Source organism: Listeria grandensis (assembly GCF_014322885.1).
GTDB classification, from domain to species: Bacteria; Bacillota; Bacilli; order Lactobacillales; family Listeriaceae; genus Listeria_A; species Listeria_A grandensis.
The window spans coordinates 1-21,612 of record NZ_JAASUG010000010.1; the positions used below are offsets into that span (position 1 = coordinate 1).

Below are 21,612 nucleotides of genomic sequence, written 5' to 3' on the forward strand. Positions count from 1 at the left end.
TCCTGTGATTCTTACCCGAAAACATTGCTGTCTTCTTGGTTTTATCTTTGTTTCTGTTCAGTTTTCAAAGGTCATTTCCGCGTTGCTATCACTCAAGTTGTTTTGTTTTTGCGACTTTTAAATCATACCATTCAAGCACTTATCTGTCAACAATTTTAAATAATTTATTTTGTGATATTTTTCTGTGTAAAAACGTTGAATTAGTAGCGCCGAGAACTAATATATCAATTTATCCAAGCAATGTCAACCAAGTTATCCATATTATTTGAGTTTTTTTTCATACGGTAGTCTAATTCCGCAAAAATGTATGCGTTAAACATTGCCGTGAAGCCATTTTTCTTTTTATAAATTTTTTTGCATAAATTTTTATACTTTTATGCATCCACTAAAAAAGAAAACCACCAGATCGGCTGATATGATGGTTTTGCTGGGTGTTTTATATATTTTAAGTGTTATTCTTTGCTTGGCATTCTGGACAAACTCCATAAACTTCTAGTCGATGTTTATTTACTTCATAGCCTGTTACACTTGCGGCAAAATGTTCTACTTCGTCTAAACCGGGATAATGAAAATCTACTATCTTTCCGCATTCATTGCATATGGCATGATAATGCTCGGATGTAGAAAAATCAAATCGGCTGGATGAATCGCCATATGGTAATTCTTTAATTAGTCCTGCTTCTCGGAATACGCGTAGATTATTGTAAACTGTAGCTACACTCATATTGGGGAAGTTCCCTTCAAGCGCTCTGTAAATCTCGTCGGCGGTAGGATGGGTATCAGCATTAATTAAGAATTCAAGTATAGCATGACGTTGAGGAGTTATTCTGACTCCAGTTTTTTTCAAGACATCTATTGCTTCTCGTAAATGAGAATGAGAATTAGACACCGTCATGCACTCCTTTCTCGCTTAATTTAGATTGTACATATAACCCTATTCTACCGAACAATCGCTTGGTCTGTCAACATTAGGCGCATATTCTTTTTTTAAACAGGGTTTAGTAGCCTCGATTCAAGTCAATCGTATTTAATAATGATTCTTCTTTTTGGAACCTTCCTACATTTTCAAGCCAAATCTCAAAGCTTCTGTAGAGATATTTTGGTGAGTGCGCGGAAACGTGTGGAGTAATCGTGATATTGGGAAAAGTCCATAATACGTGATCGCTTGGCAATGGCTCTTGCGGTGTTACATCTAGATATAGATGTGCAATAGGCTGCTTTGTTGCTACCTCTAGCAAAACTTCTTCTGAAATGGCGCTGCCTCGCCCTATGTTAATGAATACTGCGCTTTTTTTCATTGTTTCGAAATGCTTGAACTTGTAAATTCCCTTTGTTTGAGGTGTCTCAGGTAAAATGGATACGACGAAATCAGCATCGGGTAGCGCTGTATGCATTTCTTCTATAGAAACAACGCGATCAAAAGGTTCCACAGAATTACCTGTGGTGTTCATACCGATCGTTTGCATTTGAAAAGCCTTGGCAAAGCGAGCAATCTGACTTCCTATCGCCCCTGTACCTGCGATAAGGATTATTTTTCCTGCCAGCTCGCTTATTTCCTTATCTCGCTCCCAGTTGTGCTTTGATTGTTTGATGGCAAAATTGGCTAGGCGTTTCACGTGGGAAAGCATGTAGGCTATTGTGAATTCCGCCATCGGGATTGCGTGAATTCCTCGAACATTCGTGACAAGAATTCCTTGTTCCTGTAGCTTTTCATGAGGAAGTTCTTCAATCCCTGCTGAGAAAACCATAAGCCAGCGCAGTGCTCGTGCCTCTTCAATAATAGCATCTGTTACGTCAGAGCCATACGTAACAAGACAGTCTATGTTCACTATTTGGGGATAAGTTACTAAGTCCTCTGTGTAATAATAATTGTGATTGGGAAATGCCTCCTGTTGCTGTTTCTTTAAATCATCTGGAATTGGCATCGTAAATAAAATTTCCAAAAAAATCACTTCACTTTCTTCGCGTGTCGTCTCTTTTATTTTAGCTTCTTTTTGTTTAGGAAACAAAGAACTTGCTTCTATTCATTGCAGTTCGTGGCTATTTCTACTAAAATGGAAGGGAAGATAGTTTAATGAAGGAGATGTATCAAAAAATGAACCATTCAGAATCGGAAAAGTTACATACGGAGGCACTCTCGCATATTGTTGGTGGTGTTAACAGCCCCTCGCGTTCTTACAAAGGTGTTGGTGGTGGTATTCCTGTAACAATGGAACGCGCGAACGGTGCTTATTTCTGGGATGTTGACGGTAATAAGTACATTGATTATTTGGCGGCTTATGGACCAATTATTACAGGGCACGCTCATCCTCATATTACGAAGGCCATTACACATGCGGCGGAAACCGGGATTTTATATGGAACGCCAACAAAGCATGAGGTTACTTTTGCGAAAATGTTGAAAGAAGCTATCCCCTCTTTAGAGAAAGTGCGTTTTACAAATTCTGGGACAGAGGCTGTGATGACGACGATTCGTGTGGCGCGAGCTTTCACTGGACGTGATAAAATTATAAAATTTGCTGGCTCTTATCATGGTCATTTTGATTTGGTGTTAGTGGAAGCTGGGTCGGGTCCTTCAACACTTGGTACACCTGATTCTGCTGGGGTTACGAAAGCTACTGCGGAGGAAGTGATCACTGTTCCTTTCAACGATATCGCGAGTTTTAAAGAGGCGTTGCGCGTTTGGGGAGATCAAGTTGCGGCCGTTTTAGTGGAACCTATTATTGGGAATTTTGGTATTGTTGGGCCTGTGGATGGCTTCCTGGAGACCGTGAATGAACTGACACACGAGGCTGGGGCGCTGGTTATTTATGATGAGGTCATCACAGCATTTCGTTTTATGTATGGAGGTGCACAAAATCTGCTAAATGTAACGCCTGATCTGACGGCACTCGGCAAAATTATTGGTGGCGGTTTGCCAATCGGGGCTTACGGTGGTCGCATTGATATTATGGAAAAAGTGGCACCGCTTGGTCCGGCGTATCAAGCTGGAACGATGGCCGGAAATCCTGCTTCCATTCAGGCTGGGATCGCTTGTTTAGAAGTCTTACAAGAAGACGGTATATACGATCGATTTGAAAAATTCGGTACAGCGCTTAAAAAGGGAATTTTAGAAGCAGCAACGCAGTACGGTATCACCATTACAGTCAATCAGATTAAAGGTGCCCTAACAGTTTACTTCACTGATCAAGAAATTGTGACGTATGCGGATGCGCAATCAACAGATGGCGAACAGTTTGGCCGGTTCTTTAAACTTATGCTAGAAGAAGGGATTATGCTAGCTCCTTCGAAATACGAAGCTTGGTTTATTACAACCGCGCACACACAGGCAGATATTGATGCTACACTCGTTGCTGTATCACGTGTTTTTGAAAAAATGGCACGATGATTTGTTTGCAAACCTGGTTTTACGGTTATAATAGGAGAAACGAGTTAGGTTTTTTTGTACTCAATTACATGAAAGAAAGGAATAACCAGCGATGAAATTCGGGGCTAGGATTCTAAAAACAGGTATTGCGATTAGTTTAGCACTTTTTATTGCGCAGCTTTGTCATTCTCCATCTCCTTCTTTAGCAGGGATTTCCGCAATTTTTGCAGTGCAACCATCGATTTACCGGTCGTATTTAGAGATTTTGCAACGAGCGCAAGGGAATGTGATTGGAGCGGCAATTGCAATCGGATTCGGACTTTATATTGGCAATGATTTCATTCTCATTGGGATTGCATCCATTCTTTGTGTGGCACTATTGATTCAATTTAAACTGGAAAACACGATTGGACTAGCACTTGTGACACTTGTCATCGTGATGGATTCGCCGAACAGTGACTTCTTGATGGTTGCTCTCACGCGATTCGGAACGATTATGCTCGGTCTTGTCGCTGCTTTTATCGTGAACTTGATCTTCCTGCCACCAAAATATGAGGTGACTTTATTCCAGTTCATTTATAGTACAAATGATGAGATTATGCGCTGGATTAAACTTAACTTGCGACACGCAGCAGATTTCCCATTGCTAAAAAAAGACATGAAATGGATGCAAAAGCAGATTACACAAATGAGTAGCTACTACGAATTGTACCGCGAAGAGCGAACGTTTTTGCGACGAACAAAGATCTCGAAATCTCGAAAAATCGCCGTCTATCGGCAAATGATTCTTTGTTCACAGAAAGGTTACGAGTTATTAAAAATACTACACCGGTATGAAAATGATTTTCTTCAATTACCTCCTGACAAACAGGAGCTCATTCGAAGGCAGATCGATTATTTGACGGATACACATGAGCAACTCTTACTCACATATATTGATAAGGTCTCTGTCGATTTGAATTATGCGGAGAAGCATTTTTCACAGGACCCGAAAGATTTGATGAAATTATTTTTGAATGAGATGGAGGAATTTGATAAGGTTGATGAGGATGTTGGCATTGATCAGTACCATTTGATGCGGATTATCGCTTGTATCTTTGCTTATCAGGAAACCGTGGATTATTTGGAAAAATTAATGCATAGCTTTAAGCTTCGTCATAATGAAGAAAATAAAATCGATATTGATGTTCATGAATCGTGATGGACAAGCAAAAAACCGAGTGGCTTCTAAGGCTGGCTCGGTTCTTTTGTTTGGGTTAAAATCGTTCTGTTCGTGATGATGGCCCCTTCATTTGCAAGACCCCAGTCGCACATTGCGCGCACAATTGGCACGAGACTTTCACCTAAATCAGTCAGACTATACTCTACTTTCGGCGGAATCTGATGATACATCTCTCTGTGCACAACGCCATCTTCTTCTAATTCTCGAAGTTGCAATGTAAGCATTCGTTGTGTTATTTCTGGCATAAGACGGCGGAATTCATTGAAACGAATTGTCTTATCCATGAGTTGAAATAAAATTTGTAGCTTCCACTTGCCTCCGATGACCGACGAGGTGACATCCGCCCCACAGGAAAAGCTTGTTTTGCGTTTTTGCATAATGACGCTCCTTTTGGCTAGTATAAAAAATGTGCCTACCTGACATAAATGTGCATACTTCCTTTTTTTATTGTACTTGGTATACTGAGGAAGTCAAACAATTAGGAGGAATTTTTCAGATGACAAAAAAACAAGAGATTTTAAACGCCTTTCATTACCGCTTTGCTTGTAAGGAATTCGATATGTCGAAAAAAATGACGGATGAGGATTTTGAGTTTATTTTAGAAACAGCGCGACTATCCCCTTCTTCTTTTGGTTTCGAACCATGGAAATTGCTTATTGTCGAAAATACAGCGTTACGCCAAGCCTTTATGCCTCACGCTTGGGGTGCCCAAACACAACTACCGACAGCGGATAAATTTGTGATCGTGTTGTCTCGCACGAAAAACGGTCTATTACCTGAATCAGACTATATTCAAAACCACCTTAAAAACGTGGCACAAATGCCTGCTGATGTAGTGCAAGGATACACGCATCATTTTCGCCATTTTTTGGAAAACGATTTTGATTTACTTGCGCATGACCGACTTGTTTTTGAATGGGCTAGTCGGCAAGCTTACTTAGCGATGGCAAACATGATGACAAGTGCTGCCGCCATTGGTATCGATTCTTGTCCGATTGAAGGTTTTGATAAACAAGCCATCGAGCAGCTCTTAATCGCCGAAAACTTGCTGGATACTGACACATTTGGTGTTTCTGCCATGCTCGCATTTGGCTATCGAAAAGATGAACCTAGTCGCCAAAAGACACGCCAATCGTTAGAAGCTCACGTCCAAACCGTTTATTAAACGGCAAAACACGCAAAACAAGATCCTAGAACGGGAGCTTGTTTTGCGTGTTTTTTGCTACAAATTTAGCGGTATTCTTTATACTTTTCATACCAAATGTCGATGTAATCTTTGGAAAATGGACCTTTTTTGTCCAGAATCCAGTGTGAAAGGACATCTACATTATGACGCAGTATACGGTCGATCGAGTCTGGGTACTTCATTTGTCGTCTATGCTGCTCGTATTCGCCCTCATCTAGCAAGTGGAAGCGCCCATCTGGAAATACTTTAATATCCAGATCATAGTCAATGTACTTGACCGCTTCTTCATCTGATGCAAAAGGCGTACCTAAGTTACAATAGTGGTATATCCCGTCTTCTCTAATCATTGAAATCACGTTAAACCAGTATTCACTATGAAAATAGCAAATGGCAGGCTCGCGAGTTACCCACTTACGCCCATCTGATTCTACTACCAAAGTGTGATCATTCCCACCGATAATAACATTTTCCGTTGATTTCAATACAACCGTTTTTTTCCAAGTACGATGAAGTGAGCCGTCGTGTTTGTAGCTTTTGATTTGAATTATTTCTTTCTCTTTAGGTAAGTACATCCAATATCCTACTTTCTTCATGTACTATCGATCTAACATCCTTTTCCATTATACCATGCAATCCGTTGCAAAAAAACTGAAAAGACACGAAAAGCTGAAAGAGACCGTTTAGCCTCGACAGAAATTGTTAGGTGGTGCAGTGAAAACCTTCTCTTGGTTTTTGCGGAGGCCACGAAATTTCCGAGAGGCTGGCTCTTGAAGCTAGATCTGAAAGCGATGATACGCCAAAAAAGGAGCATTCCCGCGTGCATGATTGCTACACTTTGACCTACCACAACACTATTCCCTATCTCTCTCTATCTTTAAACCAACAACGTCCGCCCACCATCTACAATAATCGTCTGCCCACGGATCATATCCGCCTGATCACTAACCAAAAACGAAACAGCCTTTACTAAATCTTGCGCTTCAACCATACGCCCAGCCGGAGTTTTAGCAATCGCATCCGCCAACAGCTCCTCCCGATTTGGAAAATGATCCAATGCTTCCGTCTCAATCAACCCGCCCGAAACAGCGTTCACAGAAATTCCTAGTGGTGCTAATTCTACCGCTAAATAACGCGTCAGTGATTCAACTGCTGCTTTAGAAACCCCCACTGTCGTATAATTCTCCAAATAGCGAATGGCTCCAACTGAACTCAAACTAACGATTTTGCCACCGCCTGTTTTTTGCATCCGTTTCGCCGCTTCTTGACTTGCAAAAAGTAGCGCCTTTGCATTGATATCCATCGTCCAATCCCAATGGGACTCGTTTAATTCCATAATCGGGCGCAAAACACCACTCGCAGCATTATTCACCAGCACATCTAGTCGGCCAAATGCTTCATCAATTTCTTCAAACATTGTCTTCAACTTCGCAACATCGCCGACATTCGCGCGTACGAGCACTGCCTTTTGCCCCAACGCTTCGACTTCCTTCGCCACCTCTTCTGCTTTATTTCTACTTCTAGCAAAATTAATCGCAATATCATATCCTTGTTTGGCGAGTTCTAATGCGATTTCTCGTCCAATCCCTCGACTACTTCCTGTTACTAACGCTACTTTATTCATTGTACTGTTTCCCCCTTTTGGAATGCTTGCCACATTTTTTGATATGGAACTGGAAATGCCAACTGCTCCATCTCAGCTTTTGTGACTGTTTTTAATTTTAGCTCGGATGGTTGTGCGGTAATCGCTTGCGCTACGAAAACCTCTACTTCCCAAACCAGATGTGAAAAAATATGTTTGACGTGCGTTATTGGCTCTGCGCCTAGTTCGAGTTCCAAACCATATTGTTGCAAAAAGGCAAGCTTCATCGCTTCCCGGTTTTCTAACTGATCGACCGTCGGAAATTGCCATAGATTCGCAAGTAAACCTGTATCCGACCGCTGTTCTATCACAAATTGATCGCTCCCCGTTTGCACGATCGCACTTGTTAGAAACACTTTCTTCACTTTTGTTTTTTTGATTTTGACTGGGTATTCTTCTTCTTTTCCAACTTGGTGCGCCTCGCAAAATTCTTGTAGCGGGCAAACTAGACACATCGGTTTTTTCGGTGTACAGACAAGCGCGCCGATTTCCATTAAACCTTGATTAAATTCGCCAGGTTTTTCGGGATCAATGAGGTCATACAATGCGGCTTCGAATTTTTTCCGTGTCTTCTGCTTCATAATGTCGTCATCGATTTCCAAAACACGCGAAATAACGCGCATCACGTTGCCATCGACAGCTGGTTCTGCTCTTTCATAAGCGATACTTAGAACTGCGCCCGCCGTGTAAGGACCCACGCCTTTTAAAGCAAGAATCCCTTCCAGATCACTAGGTACGACACCGTTATGTTCAGCCACAACTACCTTCATCGCGGCCTGCAAATTGCGAACCCTCGAATAGTAACCTAAGCCTTCCCATGCCTTTAAAATACGTTCCTCTGGCGCATCTGCAAAGTCCTGCATCGTTGGGAACCAGGTCATGAAACGCTCAAAATATGGCATAACTGTGTCTACTTTTGTTTGTTGTAACATGATTTCAGATACCCAAATACGATATGGATCTGTATTTTCACGCCAAGGCAATACTCTTTTATTCGCTTCATACCAGTCAATCAGCGCTGATCTGAAAGCAGCAATCTTTTCATTTTCCCACTCCATTATATGTTTACTCCTCGTTTTATGTTTATATTCTCATGGTTTTCTAATGCCTGTTTTCGGGTATTCTGTAGTATAATATAGATATGAAAAAAACTTCTCATTCTCGATTTTAAGCAACGTTACCATTATACAGAATTGAGCGGTGATTGGACAGCCAATTGCCTTTGCACAGAAGTTTTTCCACAAATCGAAAATAAAACTGTACGCTTGGTTTTATTTAAGGAGGAAGTCTCTTGGACACTGGCACACATGTTGTTATGGGAATTGCACTCGGCGCTGTAGCTACAGCGATCGACCCTGCTATTGTAGGCGGGGGCGCTGCCATTGGTATCATGACAGCCACTATTATTGGGTCACAAATACCAGACATTGATACTGTTCTTAAACTTAAAAATAATGCGGATTATATTCGTAATCACCGGGGAATCACACATTCCCTACCAGGTCTTGCGATTTGGCCGTTACTCCTTTCTGTTATTCTTTATTTAATCTTTCCAGCTGCACCGTTCTGGCATCTCTTGCTATGGACCTTCGTCGCGGTTGGGCTGCATATATTTGTCGACATTTTCAATGCGTATGGAACGCAGGCATTGAGGCCATTTAAAGATACGTGGGTCGCTTTTGGCTTTATCAACACGTTTGATATCTTTATTTTTGGTTCTCACGTTGTGGCCATCATCCTTTGGTTACTCGGGGCTCCTGCCTTGCCTACATTCTTCACGCTGTACGCGATCTTGGCACTTTATTATGTAGCAAGATTTATTACGCAGAAAGTTATTACCCACGCGGTCAAAAATCTTATTCCTGATGCAGAGGAAATCATTGTAGCTTCTACGATTCGCTTTTTCCAATGGCGCGTCGCAGTAACTACAAAAGATCATTATTATGTCGGCCGAGCTTTTAAACGTACGATCTCGATTTATGAGAAGTTCGATCGCTTGCCGGTTCCTGATAACGATATTATCCATGCAGCGATGAAAGATAAGAACTTGACGGCATTTGTATCCTTTTCCAAAGTGTATAATTGGCGTATTGAAGAAAAAATGGATGGCACCTACGTCACCTATACCGATTTAAGATATCGGAGTAACGGACACTATCCATTTGTCGCTGTTGTGAAACTCGACGACGACTTAGAAATCGTTTCTTCATACACCGGCTGGATTTTCAGCGACGAAAAACTACACAAGAAGCTACATCCAGCAACCAATTAATTTAAAAGGCCTTCTCGTTTTTTGTCTGAGAAGGCCTTTTAATATCCCTGCGTTACCTCTCTTTTCTTTCAACTAAGTGAAGCGAGGCCCCGTGTTGCTTAATCTGTTTGGATACATAGTCGTTTGCATATTCAACGCCGCGGTACGGATAACCTGCTTTTGCATACGTTGCTTCAAAATCAGTCCATAACATCTCGACCCACCATAACGCCTCATCTTCCGTTAAATTAGGGTTTATTTCTAGTAATTCTTGTTTTAATTTCTCAAAATAAGTTTGCATTAGTCTTGCTCCTCTTCGAAATCTAATTCATGTTCACGCATATAGTCTTGAATAGTATCATAGGAAAACCCTTTTTGCAATAGGGATGTGATCGTTTTTTGACGACATTTGGCTGGACCTAGTCGACGATTCCGTTGCAATAGTTTGCCTAGTTGTTCGCCTAATACATCTTGTTCCTGTTCTTCTGAGAAATCTTCGAGCGCAATACTGCTTGCTTCTTTTGCAAGATCTGTTGTATAGCCTTTTTGGATGAGCTCCGTTATCAGTTTTTGCTGCAATTGGCGCTTGGCAGATTTGCGGCTACGGTTGACAATTTTGGTAGCTAGCTTCACGGCATTTTCTAGTTGCGTATCCTCTTTAAAATCGACCAGCGCCTCTTCAATATACTCGCGGGTGATACCTTTCGTTACGAGTTCCCTCTCGATTTGGCGGGGACCCTTAGAAGTCGTGTTAACCTGCGTGCGGACGTATAGATGCGCAAATTCGAGATCATTGATATATTTCATTTCGGCTAAGCGTTGGATGACAAGGCTGATTTCGTCTGGCTCCATCTCTGCTTTCGCGAGATGCGTGCGAATTTCTTTTTCGGAGCGTACGCGGTGGGCTAAATATTGGATGGCTTTATTCAATCCACGACGTATTGCGTCTTCTTCTTGTATTTCGGCAAGCTCGGCCTCGTTTAATTCTCGATCTTTAAACAGCTGGTATTTTGTTAGCACGACCTCGTCTACGCTGAATAAATATTTACCGGCAACAAAGATGTTATATCGTTCTTTATTTTTTTGTTGTTGCGAAATGGATGTTATTTTCATCATTATCGCCTCCTCTTCTCTACTCTTATCATACGCAAAAAACCGTTTTAAAGCTATCTAAAAGGGAAAAGTAATATAAATCTAATACGTCAGGAGTGATACAAAAATGAATATTTTAATGACAGGTGGTACTGGTTTTGTAGGCAGTCACCTTATGGCGGCGCTTTTGGGTAAGGGCCACACTATTTATTGTTTAACGCGTCAAGACAAGGAAGATACGACTGGCGTGCATTATTTAAAATGGTTAGATGGTTCTGTTCCTCATTTGGATGGGGTTGCTATTGATATATGTGTGAATCTTGCGGGTGCTGGTATTGCGGATAAACGGTGGACTGCTCAACGTAAGCAATTAATTTTAGATAGTCGTGTCGATGCGACCACAGAATTTGTGAAAATCATTCATAATCTGCATCCGAAGCCACGCCTTTTGATTAACGCGAGCGCCATTGGGGTTTATCCTACATCTCAGACCACTTTTTTCTTGGATACAGAAGAACATGCTGCGGCTGACAATTTTCTCGCGGAAACGGTTATTTCATGGGAAAAGGCAGCGCGGGCAGCGGGAATTCGGACGGTGTTTACGCGCTTTGGCTTAATTCTTGGGAAAGACGGCGGGTCCTTGCCACTACTTACGAAACAGTTTGCTTTTTTGATTGGTGGGCCGCTTGGCGATGGGAATCAGTGGTACTCATGGATTCATATTGACGATGTGATCGCCGTGCTGTTGTTCGTTATGGATCACGAAAATATCGAGGGTGCAGTGAACGTAACAGCTCCGCATCCCGTACAGCAGAAAAAGTTCGCCGAGTTACTTGGTCAGGCAATGAATCGACCTGCAAAAGTAGCGACACCAAAGACGATCGTCCGTTTGGCAATGGGAGAACGCGCGATCCTGCTTTTAGAAGGTCAACGTGCCTACCCGCAAAAGTTACTCAATCAAAACTTTGCGTTTGCATTCCCTAAAATCGAGGATGCACTGGCAGATTTAATACGTGACTCATAAAATAAGCGCTTGGGACCTGTCTTAATTCAGATCCTAAGCGCTTATTTTTTATTTTATTTCTTCTAAAACCGGTTCTGGTTCTTCTGGAATATCCTCTACAATTTGTGTTCTGGATAGTGGTCGTTTTTTGCCAACAAGCGCCATCAGCTGTAGCATCGTAAAGGCGATTGAGCTTCTTTTGCGGAAGGCAACGAATTTTTGAATCCAAGTAGTGACGTACTTAGATTTATAGTTGCGTAAGCCCTGGAAGCCGTAGAAACCTTGACTGTAGCGGTAAACGAGGCCAGCTAAACGTTCTCCTAAAAAGGCAAACTGGGAAGCTCCAACGTTTGAAAGTGGCGCCATCCCGGCGTTGAAAATTTGGAAACCTTCTTCCTGCCCTTTTTGGAAGAGATTAATAAATAGGAAATCCATGATTCCGCTTGGCGCATCTTTGCCATAGCGCATTAAGTCGATGGATGTCATTTCATCGTTATAACATGGCATCATGGAAGCGAAGGCAATGATTTCACCGCTCTCATCTCGGGCAATTGCGACGGGTGCTTGTGACAAATAGTAAACATCAAAGTAGCCTAATGAGAAACCTTTTTCAGTGCGGCCGTCCAACCAATCATCAGAAATTTCGCGTAGCCGCTGGATGGTTGGTTCATCAAAGTCTGGTTCGATGACTTCAAATGTATAGCCTTCGCGCTCAAATTTGTTCATCAATGCGCGTTCGCCTTTTCGTTTTTTACCGGTTAGTGTGAACTCTGGTAAAGATACAAAGCCTTCTTCACCGATTTTCATGAAGTCAAAGCCATGGTCGTGAAGGAATGCTAGCATGTCGACGTCTACTTCATAAAAGACTGGACGGTAACCGAAGCGATCGGCATAAATCATCAATTCTTCCAATGCCTCTTCTAAATACTCTTTATCCCCAATCGGCTCACCCATGATGACCATTTTATCCGCCTTAATTCGGAATGGAAACAGTACTTTATCATCTTTAGACCAGAAAAGCAATTTGTCACGCATAAAAATGGTATGGGTTACTTCGTTGCCCTTATATTTCGCCAAATGAGCGCGTAAACGTCTTGCGTCAAACGGTTCGCCAATCGTCACGTTGGTCATCGAGAAATAGTAGAAAATCACGATGAGACTCAAAACGGCAATGGCCACGCCGATAAACCCAGTAATCCAAACATGTTCGGATGGAATAAGGAGAAAGTCGGGAATTTTCTTGTGATGTGGTACTTTTGGTGAATTGTAAATACCGATTAGGACATACCCGACCAAACATACGAGGAATAACGAGCTATCGAAAATAATTTTACTCCACGTGTATACCAGCCTTTCGCGATAAAATTCGTGCCTGGCAAGATAGACACAGAATAAGACAATACCTAGGAAAATCGCTGCTTTAATCGAAAAACCTTGGGCAAGCGTGTTGAAAATCGCGCAACCAAGCACAACAATCGTCGTTACGTAGGCTTTGGTGACTTTGCTTTCAATCCCGCGAGCCAGCCCTAATAGTAGGAATCCGAAAGCGATCATCGTGATTTGTGACACGAAGAAAAGGCTAAACGGCGCGAGTTTATACAGCAATGGTAAATGATAAATCGCGTTGGGAATCGCAGCGGAGATAATGAGCATCAGCCCTGCGAAATAAACGAATAGAACGAGAAAACGGTGCGCGAGTTTTTGCAAGAAAAGAAGCGGCAGGCCTTCTAAATAGTCGTTGAACTTCTTCCCTGCTTTTTGAACGAAGAATAGTAGCCCAGCGGCAAATGGGATAATGTAATAGAAAATCCGGTAAAATAGCAACCAAGCCACACTTAGATCTGTTGGAACGCCAAGCTGCTCGAGGCCGAGGATCATAACAACATCGAATGTTCCTACCCCACCTGGTACCATCGATGCAATCCCGATGACGGACGCAATAACAAATAGCGGAAATACTTTGGCAACGTCGACTGGCTCGTTCATTAAAACGCCAATAATGATGAAGCAACCAAATGCGAACGCCCACTCTAATAAGGATGCTAATACCAGTAGTAACTCACGTTTTAGCGGTAAATCTTCAAATAAGGTTTTACTTTTCCACTTCGTAATGAAAAATAAGATTGGGAAATATAATCCCCCACCTAGTAACCACGGCCAATAATTGCGGAAATGATCCGCAAAACCGGGAATAAATAGTGTAACTAGGCCGATTAAGCAATAGATAGATAAACCGGATACGAGGAATAAGGCAATTTTTGAGATCGCTAGAAGAATTTGTTTATGGTCTGCGTTTTTGCCGTAGAAATTGGCACGTAAGGAAGCTCCTAGCACGCCGCCAAATCCGCCGATATTGGTAAATGTATTGGTAATCCAACCAGATGTGATAATGTGGCTGGTTGGGAATTTACCTGGTAAGAGTTTGACGATGACAAAATCATAGATGAGCATCGGTGTCACGGCAATGAGTCCGACTACAATCATAATTAAGATATTTTCTGGGCTCTGTGATGTTAAGTTATCTTTTAAGGCGCCAAAATCGGTGGTTGTCCCAATGCTGATCACTTCGTATACGACGAACGCCAGCACGAAAACGATAAAGATTATCTTGGCTTTCAGACTGTTTTGTTGGAACCATGCTACGAGTTTTGCAAATCTTTCTTTCATCATACCAATCTCCTTCACTATTTCCAATTTTGACTATTGCGCTGCTGTTATTTTTTTCGTTTGCGAACGCTCGGTAAACAAACAGCAACAAGAATGCCGAGTAAACCACTTAGCGTGTTTAAGATAATGTCGTCAATGTCGGTGGAACGGTTCTCAGGTAATGTGATCCCACTAAAGCCAGTAATGATCGTTGTTTGAAGAAACTGGATCAATTCGATGCCTGTCGAAACGAGCAATGCTACCAAAAGCGCTGTCCAACCCCGTTGAATAATTCGAAAATAGAGCAGAAAAAAGGTTAATGGCGCGAGTAATAGGAAATTTCCGATTAATTGAATGATCGTCGGCATCGTCGGTAGCGTCTGTTGTAGCGTGTTTTCAATCGTCGTAAACGGCACAAGATTCACCATTTCCTGCTGGATATGAAAACTGCCGGTATAGGTGCTTTTGATAATATCCCCAACCGCTATATATGTAACCAAATGATGCAAAATAAATAAATATAAAATAAAAGCTGCTAACCAAATAATGTCTGCCCAACTTCTTAGCTGTGCTTTTTGTATGAGGAAGATCGAGATGGCGCCGAGGATCACACCGTTAACAAGAACGTTTATCAACTCTGCTTTGCTACCAAAATCGAGCGCCAAAAATATACCGTACCCCATATATAAAACCGGAATCAGAAGAACAAGAAACCGAATTTTGTCATTTTTCATTTATCTGCCACACTTTCTTATCGACTAATAGTCTTCCTTAGTTTAACAAATAACGTGCACAATGAAAAGCACTGTGACGCCTTTTACACCTTACATTATTGCAAGGTAATTAAAAAGGAAAAACGAGGACCATACGCACGCTCTTCCTTTTTTCATTGTTGTTTGTCACATTTTCATTTCATAGACGAATTGTTCGCCGCGCGGGCCTAAGACGGTTCTTGCCGTTTCTCGAAAACCGCTTTTTAAATACAGCTTTTGTGCAGGGATATTGCGTTTATTCACAGCTAAAACAACCTGATCGATCATGGTAAAATGAGCATTTACGTAAGCCTTTAGTTCAGCGAGAGAACGCGTCCCGTATCCTTGACCTTGCATGGTTGAATCAATCGAATAGCCTCGCAAAAGTAAAGCATGTGGTTCCGCTACGTAGGTTGCCAAATCGGGCCCATTATCCAAAACGAAAAATCCAACGACCTCCTCGTTATCGCAAACAAGGACACAGTGGTAACCTTCTCGATCTAAAAAAGTTAATGGATGCGCGCAGAACGTGTCATTCTCTAGCGTGTAATTTCTGAGAGCCTCCGTTTGCGATGCTTCTTTTATGAATTTCTGTAAGGTTACTGTCATCGGTCTTTCGCCCCTGCTCATTTATTTTTTTAGCGTTAAAACAGTGATACTCTCAACGTGTGCTGTATGCGGGAACATGTCAAGCGGTTGGATATACTTCACATTATATTTCTTCGACAAAACTTGAATGTCGCGGGCAAGGGTCGATGGATTGCACGATACATAAACGATCTGCTTGGCATTTGTTTGCAAGATCGATTGCAACAACTGGTCTTCACAACCGACACGCGGTGGATCGACAACAATCGCATCTGGTTTAAAGCCGGCCTTAATCCATTTCGGGAAAATTTCTTCTGCTTTGCCTGTTTCAAAAGTCACATTGGTCACACCAGCACGCGCGGCATTGGCTTTGGCATCATCAATTGATTCTGCAATTGTATCCATGCCACGAACTTCCTTAGCTCGAGCGGCTAAAGAAAGTCCAATGGTTCCGACACCACAATAAGCGTCAACGATTTTCTCGTTTCCAGTCAAGCGAATAGCACGTGCTACTTCACGGTATAGTTTCTCCGTTTGTGACGGATTCAATTGAAAAAAGGCGCGTGCTGATAAGTCGAATTCGATTTCGCCTAATTTTTCGGTGATTTTCTCTTTACCAGCTAGGAACAGCGTCTCTTCCCCGAAAATTAACGATGTTTTCGCTTGATTCACGTTTTGCATGATCGATACTACTTCTGGAAATGCGGCTTGGATACGCTCCAACAACTCACGTTTTCTCGGCAACTTCTTGCTATTCGTTACGAGTACAAGTTGGATTTCGCCGGTTTTGATTCCCGTACGAACCACGATGGTACGAACAATTCCGCTATTGCGCTGTTCTTCGTAGATCGGAATTTCGAGTTCTTCTAATAAATCGCGGACGAAATTGGTAACTTTGACTGTATCAGGATGTTGTACGATGCAATTTTCGATAGGAACAAGTTCGTGACTTTCTGCACCGAACAGCCCGGCTTCCACAACATCATCTATTTCACGGACTTGAAATTGGCTCTTATTACGATAGCCCCATGGATTCCCCATTCCGATTGTATCACGGATCGCGATTTGCTCTAGGTGAAAGCGTGTATGTTTTTCAATGGATTGCACGATTAGATCCTTTTTCATTTTAAGTTGTTCTGGATAGGATAAATGCTGTAATTGACAGCCGCCACACGCGTCGTAGACTGGACATGGTGGTGTCACACGATGTGGTGATTTTTTACGAATTTTGCGGATTTTTGCCTCTGTGTAACGTGGATTTACTTTGGTAGCCTCAACCACGACTTCTTCTCCCGTTAAGGCGCCGGTAACGAATACGACGGAACGCTTGAAATAGCCGATTCCTTCGCCGTTAATACCGATCCGTTTTATCGTTAGCGGGAATTGTTGACCTTCTGTTACTGGATTTTCGCTCAAAATAATTCTCTCCTTATGGTTGGAATCTAATTTATTTCCCCAACCAGCTTTTTCTGTCGTACTATACTAAGTGTGGCGTTGATTTCGCCACCGATCATCAAAATCGTTCCTGTTATATAAAACCATAACATCAAAATAATAATGACGCCGATACTGCCGTATGTTGCGGAATAGTTGGCAAAATTGTTTACGTAATAAGCGAATCCGATCGACGCTGCAGCCCAACCAATTGTCGCAAAAACAGCCCCTGGTAAAATGCTGAACAGCGTACTCCTGCGGTTCGGCGCAATCCAAAAGATGAAGGAGAATACGATGAAAATCACTGCCAGCGTCACGATCCAGCGGAAGTTATTCCAAATATCCAACGTATCCTGTGACACATTGAGATGATTAAAGATAAACATCCCGATTTGCTGTCCAAAAACAACAAGTAGCAGCGTCACAACCACAACCGCAAGCATGCCCATCGTAAAGACAACAGACAACAGACGCTTCACAAAATAATTGCGCCGATCCTTCACGCCATAGGCTTTATTTAAGGCTTTCGTTGTCGCGTTCATGCCATTAGAAGCAGACCATAACGTCCCTAAAATCCCGAGTGACAACGCACTACCTGAGTTGTTGTTGAGCAATTGGTCTAAGTTATTATTAATAAAATCATAAATTTCTTCTGGCACAAACTGCTTAATGGTCGTAAACAACTGATCCTGATTAATGTTGAAATATGGGAGTAATGAGGCCACAATCAATAAAATAGGAAAAATCGAAAAAAGCATATAGTACGCTAATTGTGACGCGCTCCCAGATACATCGTTTTTGGTGAAACGCTTCCCTACCGCCATTCCAAAACGAACGAGACGGTTCTCTTGTATTTTTTTAAACATCGGCATCTCCTTTCTTTCTAAAAATAAATGCTAATTGTGGCGTCACTCCAAAGTTTATGCTACAATTTTTGCAAGTTGAAAAGGAGGCTTCACATGAACTTAGAAAATCCAACGCAAGAAAATGTTGCGTACATGTTAAATGAAATCACAGCAAAATTAAAGATGGTCAACGCTTCTGTCTTCGAAAATCTAACTTTAGACGCGATCCATTATGATTTGCTGCTTGAAATCTATACTTTGATTCATCGCAAAAACAATATTAGTATGCGTGAGATGCAGCTTTTTGCGGAGGAATTAAGCACTATCCGGAAATAAACTCCGTCGCATAATCAATCAGACTACACATATCAAATATTTTTGTAGGCGCACCAGCAAGCGTGGTCGGTTGGTGTGCTATTTCCTTTTCATATTGACGTCCGATTTCAATGAATGCCTCACTATTGTGCGCCAACTCGTCGTATTCCCGCCAAATCTTCACACCATTTACGAATACTGGCGACTTCTCCTCTTGAATTCGTAACGTTTTCGCACGATGTTCCGCAAGATGTAATGACGTATTTTTATTATGGTCAACCCCCATTAACACTATCTTGGCGCCAAGTTCATAGAGCCTTCCTAGCGGAGATTGCTCCCCGAAGCCAAAATTGAGCGCATGCTTTTCCGTGATGAACGCCGCACTTTTGCCCCACGCACAAAAAGAATACTTTGGATGAGAACTCCGCAATACGCCTGGCATTTTCCGAAATGTTTCTGGAATAACGCCCATAAAAAAAGTTGGCGTTTCGTCTGGATCATACGCTGGCATTTCTTCATAAATCGTCGGCCACCATTCTTTTGGCACCGCCGGATTTCTCCATTTTGCTGGATCAGAAACATTGCTGCTCTGCGTCGCCATGACCAGATTCCCCTCTTTTGTTAACGCTTGTTGAAAGGCTTTAATAATCGCAATTCCACCACCACAAACCCAACCTGTTTGGCCGAGCGCGGAGTGAAGAATCACCGTATCTCCTGCTGTAATGCCCAGATTATGTAGCTCCTGACAAACCGAATCTACTGTATGCGGCACTGTCGTCCTACGAATCGCTCTTTTTTCCCCCATCGTTCTTCTTCTCCCCTTAATAAAATTTAGGTGTGTCGCGTTTCAGAGCAACACACCTAAGTCCTATTTAGTCGTTTTCACCTTGATATGTTAAAATTTCTGGGCCATCTTTCGTGATTGCAATCGTGTGCTCATATTGTGCGGATAGTGAGCCGTCAGCCGTGCGCGCCGTCCAACCGTTGTCATCCATCTTCGCTTTCCAACCGCCCGTGTTTACCATTGGCTCGATCGTGATGACCATACCCTCTTTCAAACGTGGTCCTTTACCCGCTGCACCGAAATGTGGTACTTCTGGTTTTTCATGAAGCGTTGGCCCAACTCCGTGACCGATAAATTCGCGAACAACCGCTAGCTTCTCCGCTTCTACGTAAGTTTGGATAGCGTGACCAATGTCACCGATACGATTCCCAACTTGGGCTTGTTCAATGCCTAAGTACAAAGATTTGTGCGTCACTTCCATTAAACGCTCCGCTTCTGGTGATACTTGCCCAACGCCATACGTCCAAGCAGAGTCAGCAAGGGCGCCATGAAAATTCACTACCATATCCACCGTAATAATATCGCCTTCGTTTAAGATTTTTTTACGCGGAAAGCCGTGGCAAATCTCATCATTGATACTTGCACACGTAGCAAATTCATAACCTTCAAAGCCTTTTTGCTCTGGAGTCGCCCCTTGCTTTCGTAAAAATTCTTCCGTGAAGACTTCTAGATCCCAGCTCGTAATACCTGGTTTAATCAACTTTTTAATTTCTTTATGTGTCGCCACAAGGATTTCTCCTGCGCGTTTCATTTCATCGATTTCGCGTCTTGACTTCAATGTAATCATTTTTCCATCCCTTCTCTACTTCTGCACGGATATACCTTATCCCTGATCCGCCAGAAATTCTCACTTCTACCATTATAGCTTTATTCGCCTCATTTTGAAAGTATGAATATGACGTTTTTGCTAAATTTGACGGAATTTCTTGCAGTTTTCCTGAAATTCTTTATAATGGAAGTATTAGTGATTGATGAAACAAGCATATTCCGCGTTCGCAAGTGTGCTTTTTTTAGCGTATTAACTTAGAACTCATAGAAAGAAATGGTGATGTAAATAATGGCAAAAGTAATGATCGTATATGCCAGCATGACTGGTAACACAGAAGAAATTGCAGATATCCTAGGCGAAGAATTAGAGAAATACGATATTGAAGTGGAAATCGAGGAATGTATCTCGGTGGAGCCTGAGAAATTATTAGCGTATGACGGCGCGCTTATCGGTGGCTACACATATGATGATGGTGAGCTTCCTGATGAATTCGTGGATTTTTATGAAGATATGTCCGACGTTGATTTTTCTGGTAAAGTATGTGCTTCTTTCGGCTCTGGTGATACTTTCTACGACGAGTTTTGCCTCACGGTTGACCTTGTTGAGAAACGCTTGAAAGAGCAAGGCGCGACGGTTCCAGTTGAGGGCTTGAAAGTCGATCTAGATCCTGACGAAGAAGACGTTGTTCGCGCAGAAGCTTATGCAAAAACATTTGCTGATGCACTGCTTGGCAAGTAAAATCCTTACGAAATCTCCCAAAATGCGTAACAGTTGCGATGGCTGTTACGTATTTTTTTGATTGCTAAAATATTTTCAAAATGGCTTTTTAGATGTCATTGATTGAAACGCGCCTCTCTTCTCCTGCAATGCTTTCGTTGTCTTTATTCTAAATTCATAAATCTAAACAATTATCCTTAAAAAATCCTTTTTCACGCTATAAAATCTACCAAAGTATTAGATAAACTTATTTTACATCATGGAGTGGAGTAGACGCCCTCTTTTGGATATGTTACTGTTAATTGATTGACTATTTTAAGGAGTGTTACGATGACTTTCAATGAATTTTCTGTATATATGTCTGAAAACTTGACGACCAAGGATAGCTTTTACCAAAAAGCAATGGAATTTCAAAATGAGAAAAATAAAAAGCGCCCGCCCGCGAAACGTTGGAAAGAAACCAAACTCGATCGTGCGGTGAATGCGATGTGGCAAGATATTATGAAAACGATGTATGACAAAATCAAGCCGTCCATTAAACGCGATGCCCCTGATTTACGCCAAGCTTGGCTAGATTATTTTGTGAAGTATAGTATTTTAGAATCCATGGATGAAGCTTTGTCGGAGATTGAATTTGAATAGCCTAAAAAGCGCACATACATATGCTTCAAATAACAAAATATGGCTTGCTACAGCTGAGCGGTGTGGTTGTTTTTCTTGTCTGGAGATTTTTGCGCCTTCTGAAATTACGGACTGGCTTGAAATTGAGGATACAGCGCTTTGTCCGTATTGCATGATTGATGCGGTATTACCTGAGTCGAATATGCCACCACTCAGCCGAGAATTTTTGAGTGCGATGCATCAACAATGGTTTAGATAGGCTTTCCTTTTGGTCATTGCAAACAGTTGCTTTACGCGTTTTTTTAAGATACAATGCTTTTA

24 protein-coding genes are annotated in these 21,612 nt (G+C 42.0%); 9 read left to right on the plus strand and 15 right to left on the minus strand.

Going from position 1 to position 21,612, the window contains the following annotated elements; genetic code table 11:
- Window positions 1-445 precede the first annotated feature (445 nt).
- Window positions 446-895: a peroxide-responsive transcriptional repressor PerR gene (gene perR, locus HCJ54_RS12525; protein WP_187137892.1), complete on the minus strand. Its 450-nt coding sequence runs from the start codon at window positions 893-895 to the stop codon at window positions 446-448.
- A gap of 103 nt (window positions 896-998) precedes the next feature.
- A complete protein-coding gene (locus HCJ54_RS12530) occupies window positions 999-1,943 on the minus strand; it encodes a D-2-hydroxyacid dehydrogenase (protein ID WP_187137948.1) in 945 nt (314 codons plus the stop codon).
- 152 nt (window positions 1,944-2,095) lie between these two features.
- On the opposite strand from HCJ54_RS12530, the gene HCJ54_RS12535 reads away from it, so the two are divergent.
- Together HCJ54_RS12535 and HCJ54_RS12540 are read left to right on the plus strand one after the other, a co-directional pair.
- Complete coding sequence (locus tag HCJ54_RS12535) at window positions 2,096-3,388, plus strand: glutamate-1-semialdehyde 2,1-aminomutase (protein ID WP_187137949.1); 1,293 nt, start codon at window positions 2,096-2,098, stop codon at window positions 3,386-3,388.
- Window positions 3,389-3,479: 91 nt separating this feature from the next.
- Entirely contained in the window at window positions 3,480-4,568 is a 1,089-nt protein-coding gene (locus tag HCJ54_RS12540) for an aromatic acid exporter family protein (RefSeq protein WP_185411092.1), read from the plus strand.
- A gap of 26 nt (window positions 4,569-4,594) precedes the next feature.
- Here HCJ54_RS12540 and HCJ54_RS12545 read toward each other — a convergent pair whose 3' ends face one another.
- Entirely contained in the window at window positions 4,595-4,966 is a 372-nt protein-coding gene (locus HCJ54_RS12545; protein ID WP_187137893.1) for a winged helix-turn-helix transcriptional regulator, read from the minus strand.
- Window positions 4,967-5,085: 119 nt separating this feature from the next.
- Between HCJ54_RS12545 and HCJ54_RS12550 the strand changes: the two genes are divergently transcribed.
- Window positions 5,086-5,754 (plus strand): NAD(P)H-dependent oxidoreductase, encoded by a 669-nt coding sequence (locus HCJ54_RS12550; protein ID WP_187137894.1) that lies wholly within the window; start codon window positions 5,086-5,088, stop codon window positions 5,752-5,754.
- A 65-nt stretch (window positions 5,755-5,819) separates the two neighbouring features.
- Here the strand turns inward: HCJ54_RS12550 and ntdP are convergent, their stop codons facing one another.
- The 3 genes from ntdP to mutY all read right to left on the minus strand — a co-directional run bounded on the left by ntdP (window position 5,820) and on the right by mutY (window position 8,472).
- Window positions 5,820-6,347, minus strand: a complete 528-nt coding sequence (gene ntdP / locus HCJ54_RS12555) for a nucleoside tri-diphosphate phosphatase (RefSeq protein ID WP_036062731.1) — start codon at window positions 6,345-6,347, stop codon at window positions 5,820-5,822.
- 302 nt (window positions 6,348-6,649) lie between these two features.
- Window positions 6,650-7,396: an enoyl-[acyl-carrier-protein] reductase FabL gene (gene fabL / locus HCJ54_RS12560; RefSeq protein WP_036067304.1), complete on the minus strand. Its 747-nt coding sequence runs from the start codon at window positions 7,394-7,396 to the stop codon at window positions 6,650-6,652.
- Entirely contained in the window at window positions 7,393-8,472 is a 1,080-nt protein-coding gene (gene mutY, locus HCJ54_RS12565) for an A/G-specific adenine glycosylase (RefSeq protein ID WP_185411097.1), read from the minus strand. The genes fabL and mutY overlap by 4 nt, the downstream gene beginning before the upstream one ends.
- Window positions 8,473-8,705: 233 nt before the next feature.
- Here mutY and HCJ54_RS12570 point away from each other — a divergent pair, with 233 nt between their 5' ends.
- Entirely contained in the window at window positions 8,706-9,686 is a 981-nt protein-coding gene (locus HCJ54_RS12570; protein ID WP_187137895.1) for a metal-dependent hydrolase, read from the plus strand.
- Between the two features lie 52 nt (window positions 9,687-9,738).
- Here HCJ54_RS12570 and HCJ54_RS12575 read toward each other — a convergent pair whose 3' ends face one another.
- The gene (locus HCJ54_RS12575; RefSeq protein WP_036067302.1) at window positions 9,739-9,966 is read right to left on the minus strand and encodes a YfhJ family protein; all 228 of its coding nucleotides are present in this window, start codon (window positions 9,964-9,966) and stop codon (window positions 9,739-9,741) included.
- Entirely contained in the window at window positions 9,966-10,778 is an 813-nt protein-coding gene (gene recX / locus HCJ54_RS12580) for a recombination regulator RecX (protein WP_187137950.1), read from the minus strand. Before recX ends, HCJ54_RS12575 begins: the two co-directional genes overlap by 1 nt.
- Window positions 10,779-10,884: 106 nt before the next feature.
- Here recX and HCJ54_RS12585 point away from each other — a divergent pair, with 106 nt between their 5' ends.
- Window positions 10,885-11,781 carry a TIGR01777 family oxidoreductase gene (locus HCJ54_RS12585; RefSeq protein WP_187137896.1) on the plus strand — a complete coding sequence of 299 codons (897 nt, stop codon included), beginning with the start codon at window positions 10,885-10,887 and terminating at the stop codon, window positions 11,779-11,781.
- A gap of 48 nt (window positions 11,782-11,829) precedes the next feature.
- Here the strand turns inward: HCJ54_RS12585 and mprF are convergent, their stop codons facing one another.
- The 5 genes from mprF to HCJ54_RS12610 all read right to left on the minus strand — a co-directional run bounded on the left by mprF (window position 11,830) and on the right by HCJ54_RS12610 (window position 18,046).
- Complete coding sequence (gene mprF, locus HCJ54_RS12590; protein WP_187137951.1) at window positions 11,830-14,427, minus strand: bifunctional lysylphosphatidylglycerol flippase/synthetase MprF; 2,598 nt, start codon at window positions 14,425-14,427, stop codon at window positions 11,830-11,832.
- 47 nt (window positions 14,428-14,474) lie between these two features.
- Window positions 14,475-15,140, minus strand: a complete 666-nt coding sequence (locus HCJ54_RS12595; RefSeq protein WP_187137897.1) for a VanZ family protein — start codon at window positions 15,138-15,140, stop codon at window positions 14,475-14,477.
- Window positions 15,141-15,305: 165 nt separating this feature from the next.
- The gene (locus tag HCJ54_RS12600; protein ID WP_036067293.1) at window positions 15,306-15,767 is read right to left on the minus strand and encodes a GNAT family N-acetyltransferase; all 462 of its coding nucleotides are present in this window, start codon (window positions 15,765-15,767) and stop codon (window positions 15,306-15,308) included.
- Window positions 15,768-15,788: 21 nt separating this feature from the next.
- Entirely contained in the window at window positions 15,789-17,162 is a 1,374-nt protein-coding gene (rlmD, locus tag HCJ54_RS12605) for a 23S rRNA (uracil(1939)-C(5))-methyltransferase RlmD (protein WP_187137898.1), read from the minus strand.
- A gap of 26 nt (window positions 17,163-17,188) precedes the next feature.
- Complete coding sequence (locus HCJ54_RS12610; protein ID WP_187137899.1) at window positions 17,189-18,046, minus strand: YihY/virulence factor BrkB family protein; 858 nt, start codon at window positions 18,044-18,046, stop codon at window positions 17,189-17,191.
- 93 nt (window positions 18,047-18,139) lie between these two features.
- Here HCJ54_RS12610 and HCJ54_RS12615 point away from each other — a divergent pair, with 93 nt between their 5' ends.
- Window positions 18,140-18,361 (plus strand): DUF1128 domain-containing protein, encoded by a 222-nt coding sequence (locus HCJ54_RS12615; RefSeq protein WP_036067290.1) that lies wholly within the window; start codon window positions 18,140-18,142, stop codon window positions 18,359-18,361.
- Here HCJ54_RS12615 and HCJ54_RS12620 read toward each other — a convergent pair.
- Window positions 18,348-19,145, minus strand: a complete 798-nt coding sequence (locus HCJ54_RS12620) for an AAC(3) family N-acetyltransferase (protein ID WP_036067289.1) — start codon at window positions 19,143-19,145, stop codon at window positions 18,348-18,350. The genes HCJ54_RS12615 and HCJ54_RS12620 overlap by 14 nt on opposite strands.
- A gap of 67 nt (window positions 19,146-19,212) precedes the next feature.
- The gene (gene map, locus HCJ54_RS12625; protein ID WP_036067308.1) at window positions 19,213-19,971 is read right to left on the minus strand and encodes a type I methionyl aminopeptidase; all 759 of its coding nucleotides are present in this window, start codon (window positions 19,969-19,971) and stop codon (window positions 19,213-19,215) included.
- 270 nt (window positions 19,972-20,241) lie between these two features.
- On the opposite strand from map, the gene HCJ54_RS12630 reads away from it, so the two are divergent.
- From HCJ54_RS12630 to HCJ54_RS12640, 3 genes are all read left to right on the plus strand, one after another.
- The gene (locus HCJ54_RS12630) at window positions 20,242-20,691 is read left to right on the plus strand and encodes a flavodoxin (RefSeq protein ID WP_036067287.1); all 450 of its coding nucleotides are present in this window, start codon (window positions 20,242-20,244) and stop codon (window positions 20,689-20,691) included.
- Between the two features lie 309 nt (window positions 20,692-21,000).
- The gene (locus HCJ54_RS12635; RefSeq protein WP_185411113.1) at window positions 21,001-21,312 is read left to right on the plus strand and encodes a hypothetical protein; all 312 of its coding nucleotides are present in this window, start codon (window positions 21,001-21,003) and stop codon (window positions 21,310-21,312) included.
- Window positions 21,305-21,550, plus strand: coding sequence for a cytoplasmic protein (locus HCJ54_RS12640; protein WP_244966952.1), 246 nt, complete (start codon window positions 21,305-21,307; stop codon window positions 21,548-21,550). Before HCJ54_RS12635 ends, HCJ54_RS12640 begins: the two co-directional genes overlap by 8 nt.
- Window positions 21,551-21,612 lie beyond the last annotated feature (62 nt).

Excerpts from the sequence above, each read along its gene's own strand:
- perR (WP_187137892.1), bottom strand. The coding sequence starts at position 895 with ATGACGGTGTCTAATTCTCATTCTCATTTACGAGAAGCAATAGATGTC.
- HCJ54_RS12535 (WP_187137949.1), top strand. The coding sequence starts at position 2,096 with ATGAACCATTCAGAATCGGAAAAGTTACATACGGAGGCACTCTCGCAT.
- HCJ54_RS12540 (WP_185411092.1), top strand. The coding sequence starts at position 3,480 with ATGAAATTCGGGGCTAGGATTCTAAAAACAGGTATTGCGATTAGTTTA.
- HCJ54_RS12545 (WP_187137893.1), bottom strand. The coding sequence starts at position 4,966 with ATGCAAAAACGCAAAACAAGCTTTTCCTGTGGGGCGGATGTCACCTCG.
- HCJ54_RS12550 (WP_187137894.1), top strand. The coding sequence starts at position 5,086 with ATGACAAAAAAACAAGAGATTTTAAACGCCTTTCATTACCGCTTTGCT.
- ntdP (WP_036062731.1), bottom strand. The coding sequence starts at position 6,347 with ATGTACTTACCTAAAGAGAAAGAAATAATTCAAATCAAAAGCTACAAA.
- fabL (WP_036067304.1), bottom strand. The coding sequence starts at position 7,396 with ATGAATAAAGTAGCGTTAGTAACAGGAAGTAGTCGAGGGATTGGACGA.
- mutY (WP_185411097.1), bottom strand. The coding sequence starts at position 8,472 with ATGGAGTGGGAAAATGAAAAGATTGCTGCTTTCAGATCAGCGCTGATT.
- HCJ54_RS12575 (WP_036067302.1), bottom strand. The coding sequence starts at position 9,966 with ATGCAAACTTATTTTGAGAAATTAAAACAAGAATTACTAGAAATAAAC.
- recX (WP_187137950.1), bottom strand. The coding sequence starts at position 10,778 with ATGAAAATAACATCCATTTCGCAACAACAAAAAAATAAAGAACGATAT.
- HCJ54_RS12585 (WP_187137896.1), top strand. The coding sequence starts at position 10,885 with ATGAATATTTTAATGACAGGTGGTACTGGTTTTGTAGGCAGTCACCTT.
- mprF (WP_187137951.1), bottom strand. The coding sequence starts at position 14,427 with ATGAAAGAAAGATTTGCAAAACTCGTAGCATGGTTCCAACAAAACAGT.
- HCJ54_RS12595 (WP_187137897.1), bottom strand. The coding sequence starts at position 15,140 with ATGAAAAATGACAAAATTCGGTTTCTTGTTCTTCTGATTCCGGTTTTA.
- HCJ54_RS12600 (WP_036067293.1), bottom strand. The coding sequence starts at position 15,767 with ATGACAGTAACCTTACAGAAATTCATAAAAGAAGCATCGCAAACGGAG.
- HCJ54_RS12610 (WP_187137899.1), bottom strand. The coding sequence starts at position 18,046 with ATGTTTAAAAAAATACAAGAGAACCGTCTCGTTCGTTTTGGAATGGCG.
- HCJ54_RS12615 (WP_036067290.1), top strand. The coding sequence starts at position 18,140 with ATGAACTTAGAAAATCCAACGCAAGAAAATGTTGCGTACATGTTAAAT.
- HCJ54_RS12620 (WP_036067289.1), bottom strand. The coding sequence starts at position 19,145 with ATGGGGGAAAAAAGAGCGATTCGTAGGACGACAGTGCCGCATACAGTA.
- map (WP_036067308.1), bottom strand. The coding sequence starts at position 19,971 with ATGATTACATTGAAGTCAAGACGCGAAATCGATGAAATGAAACGCGCA.
- HCJ54_RS12630 (WP_036067287.1), top strand. The coding sequence starts at position 20,242 with ATGGCAAAAGTAATGATCGTATATGCCAGCATGACTGGTAACACAGAA.
- HCJ54_RS12635 (WP_185411113.1), top strand. The coding sequence starts at position 21,001 with ATGACTTTCAATGAATTTTCTGTATATATGTCTGAAAACTTGACGACC.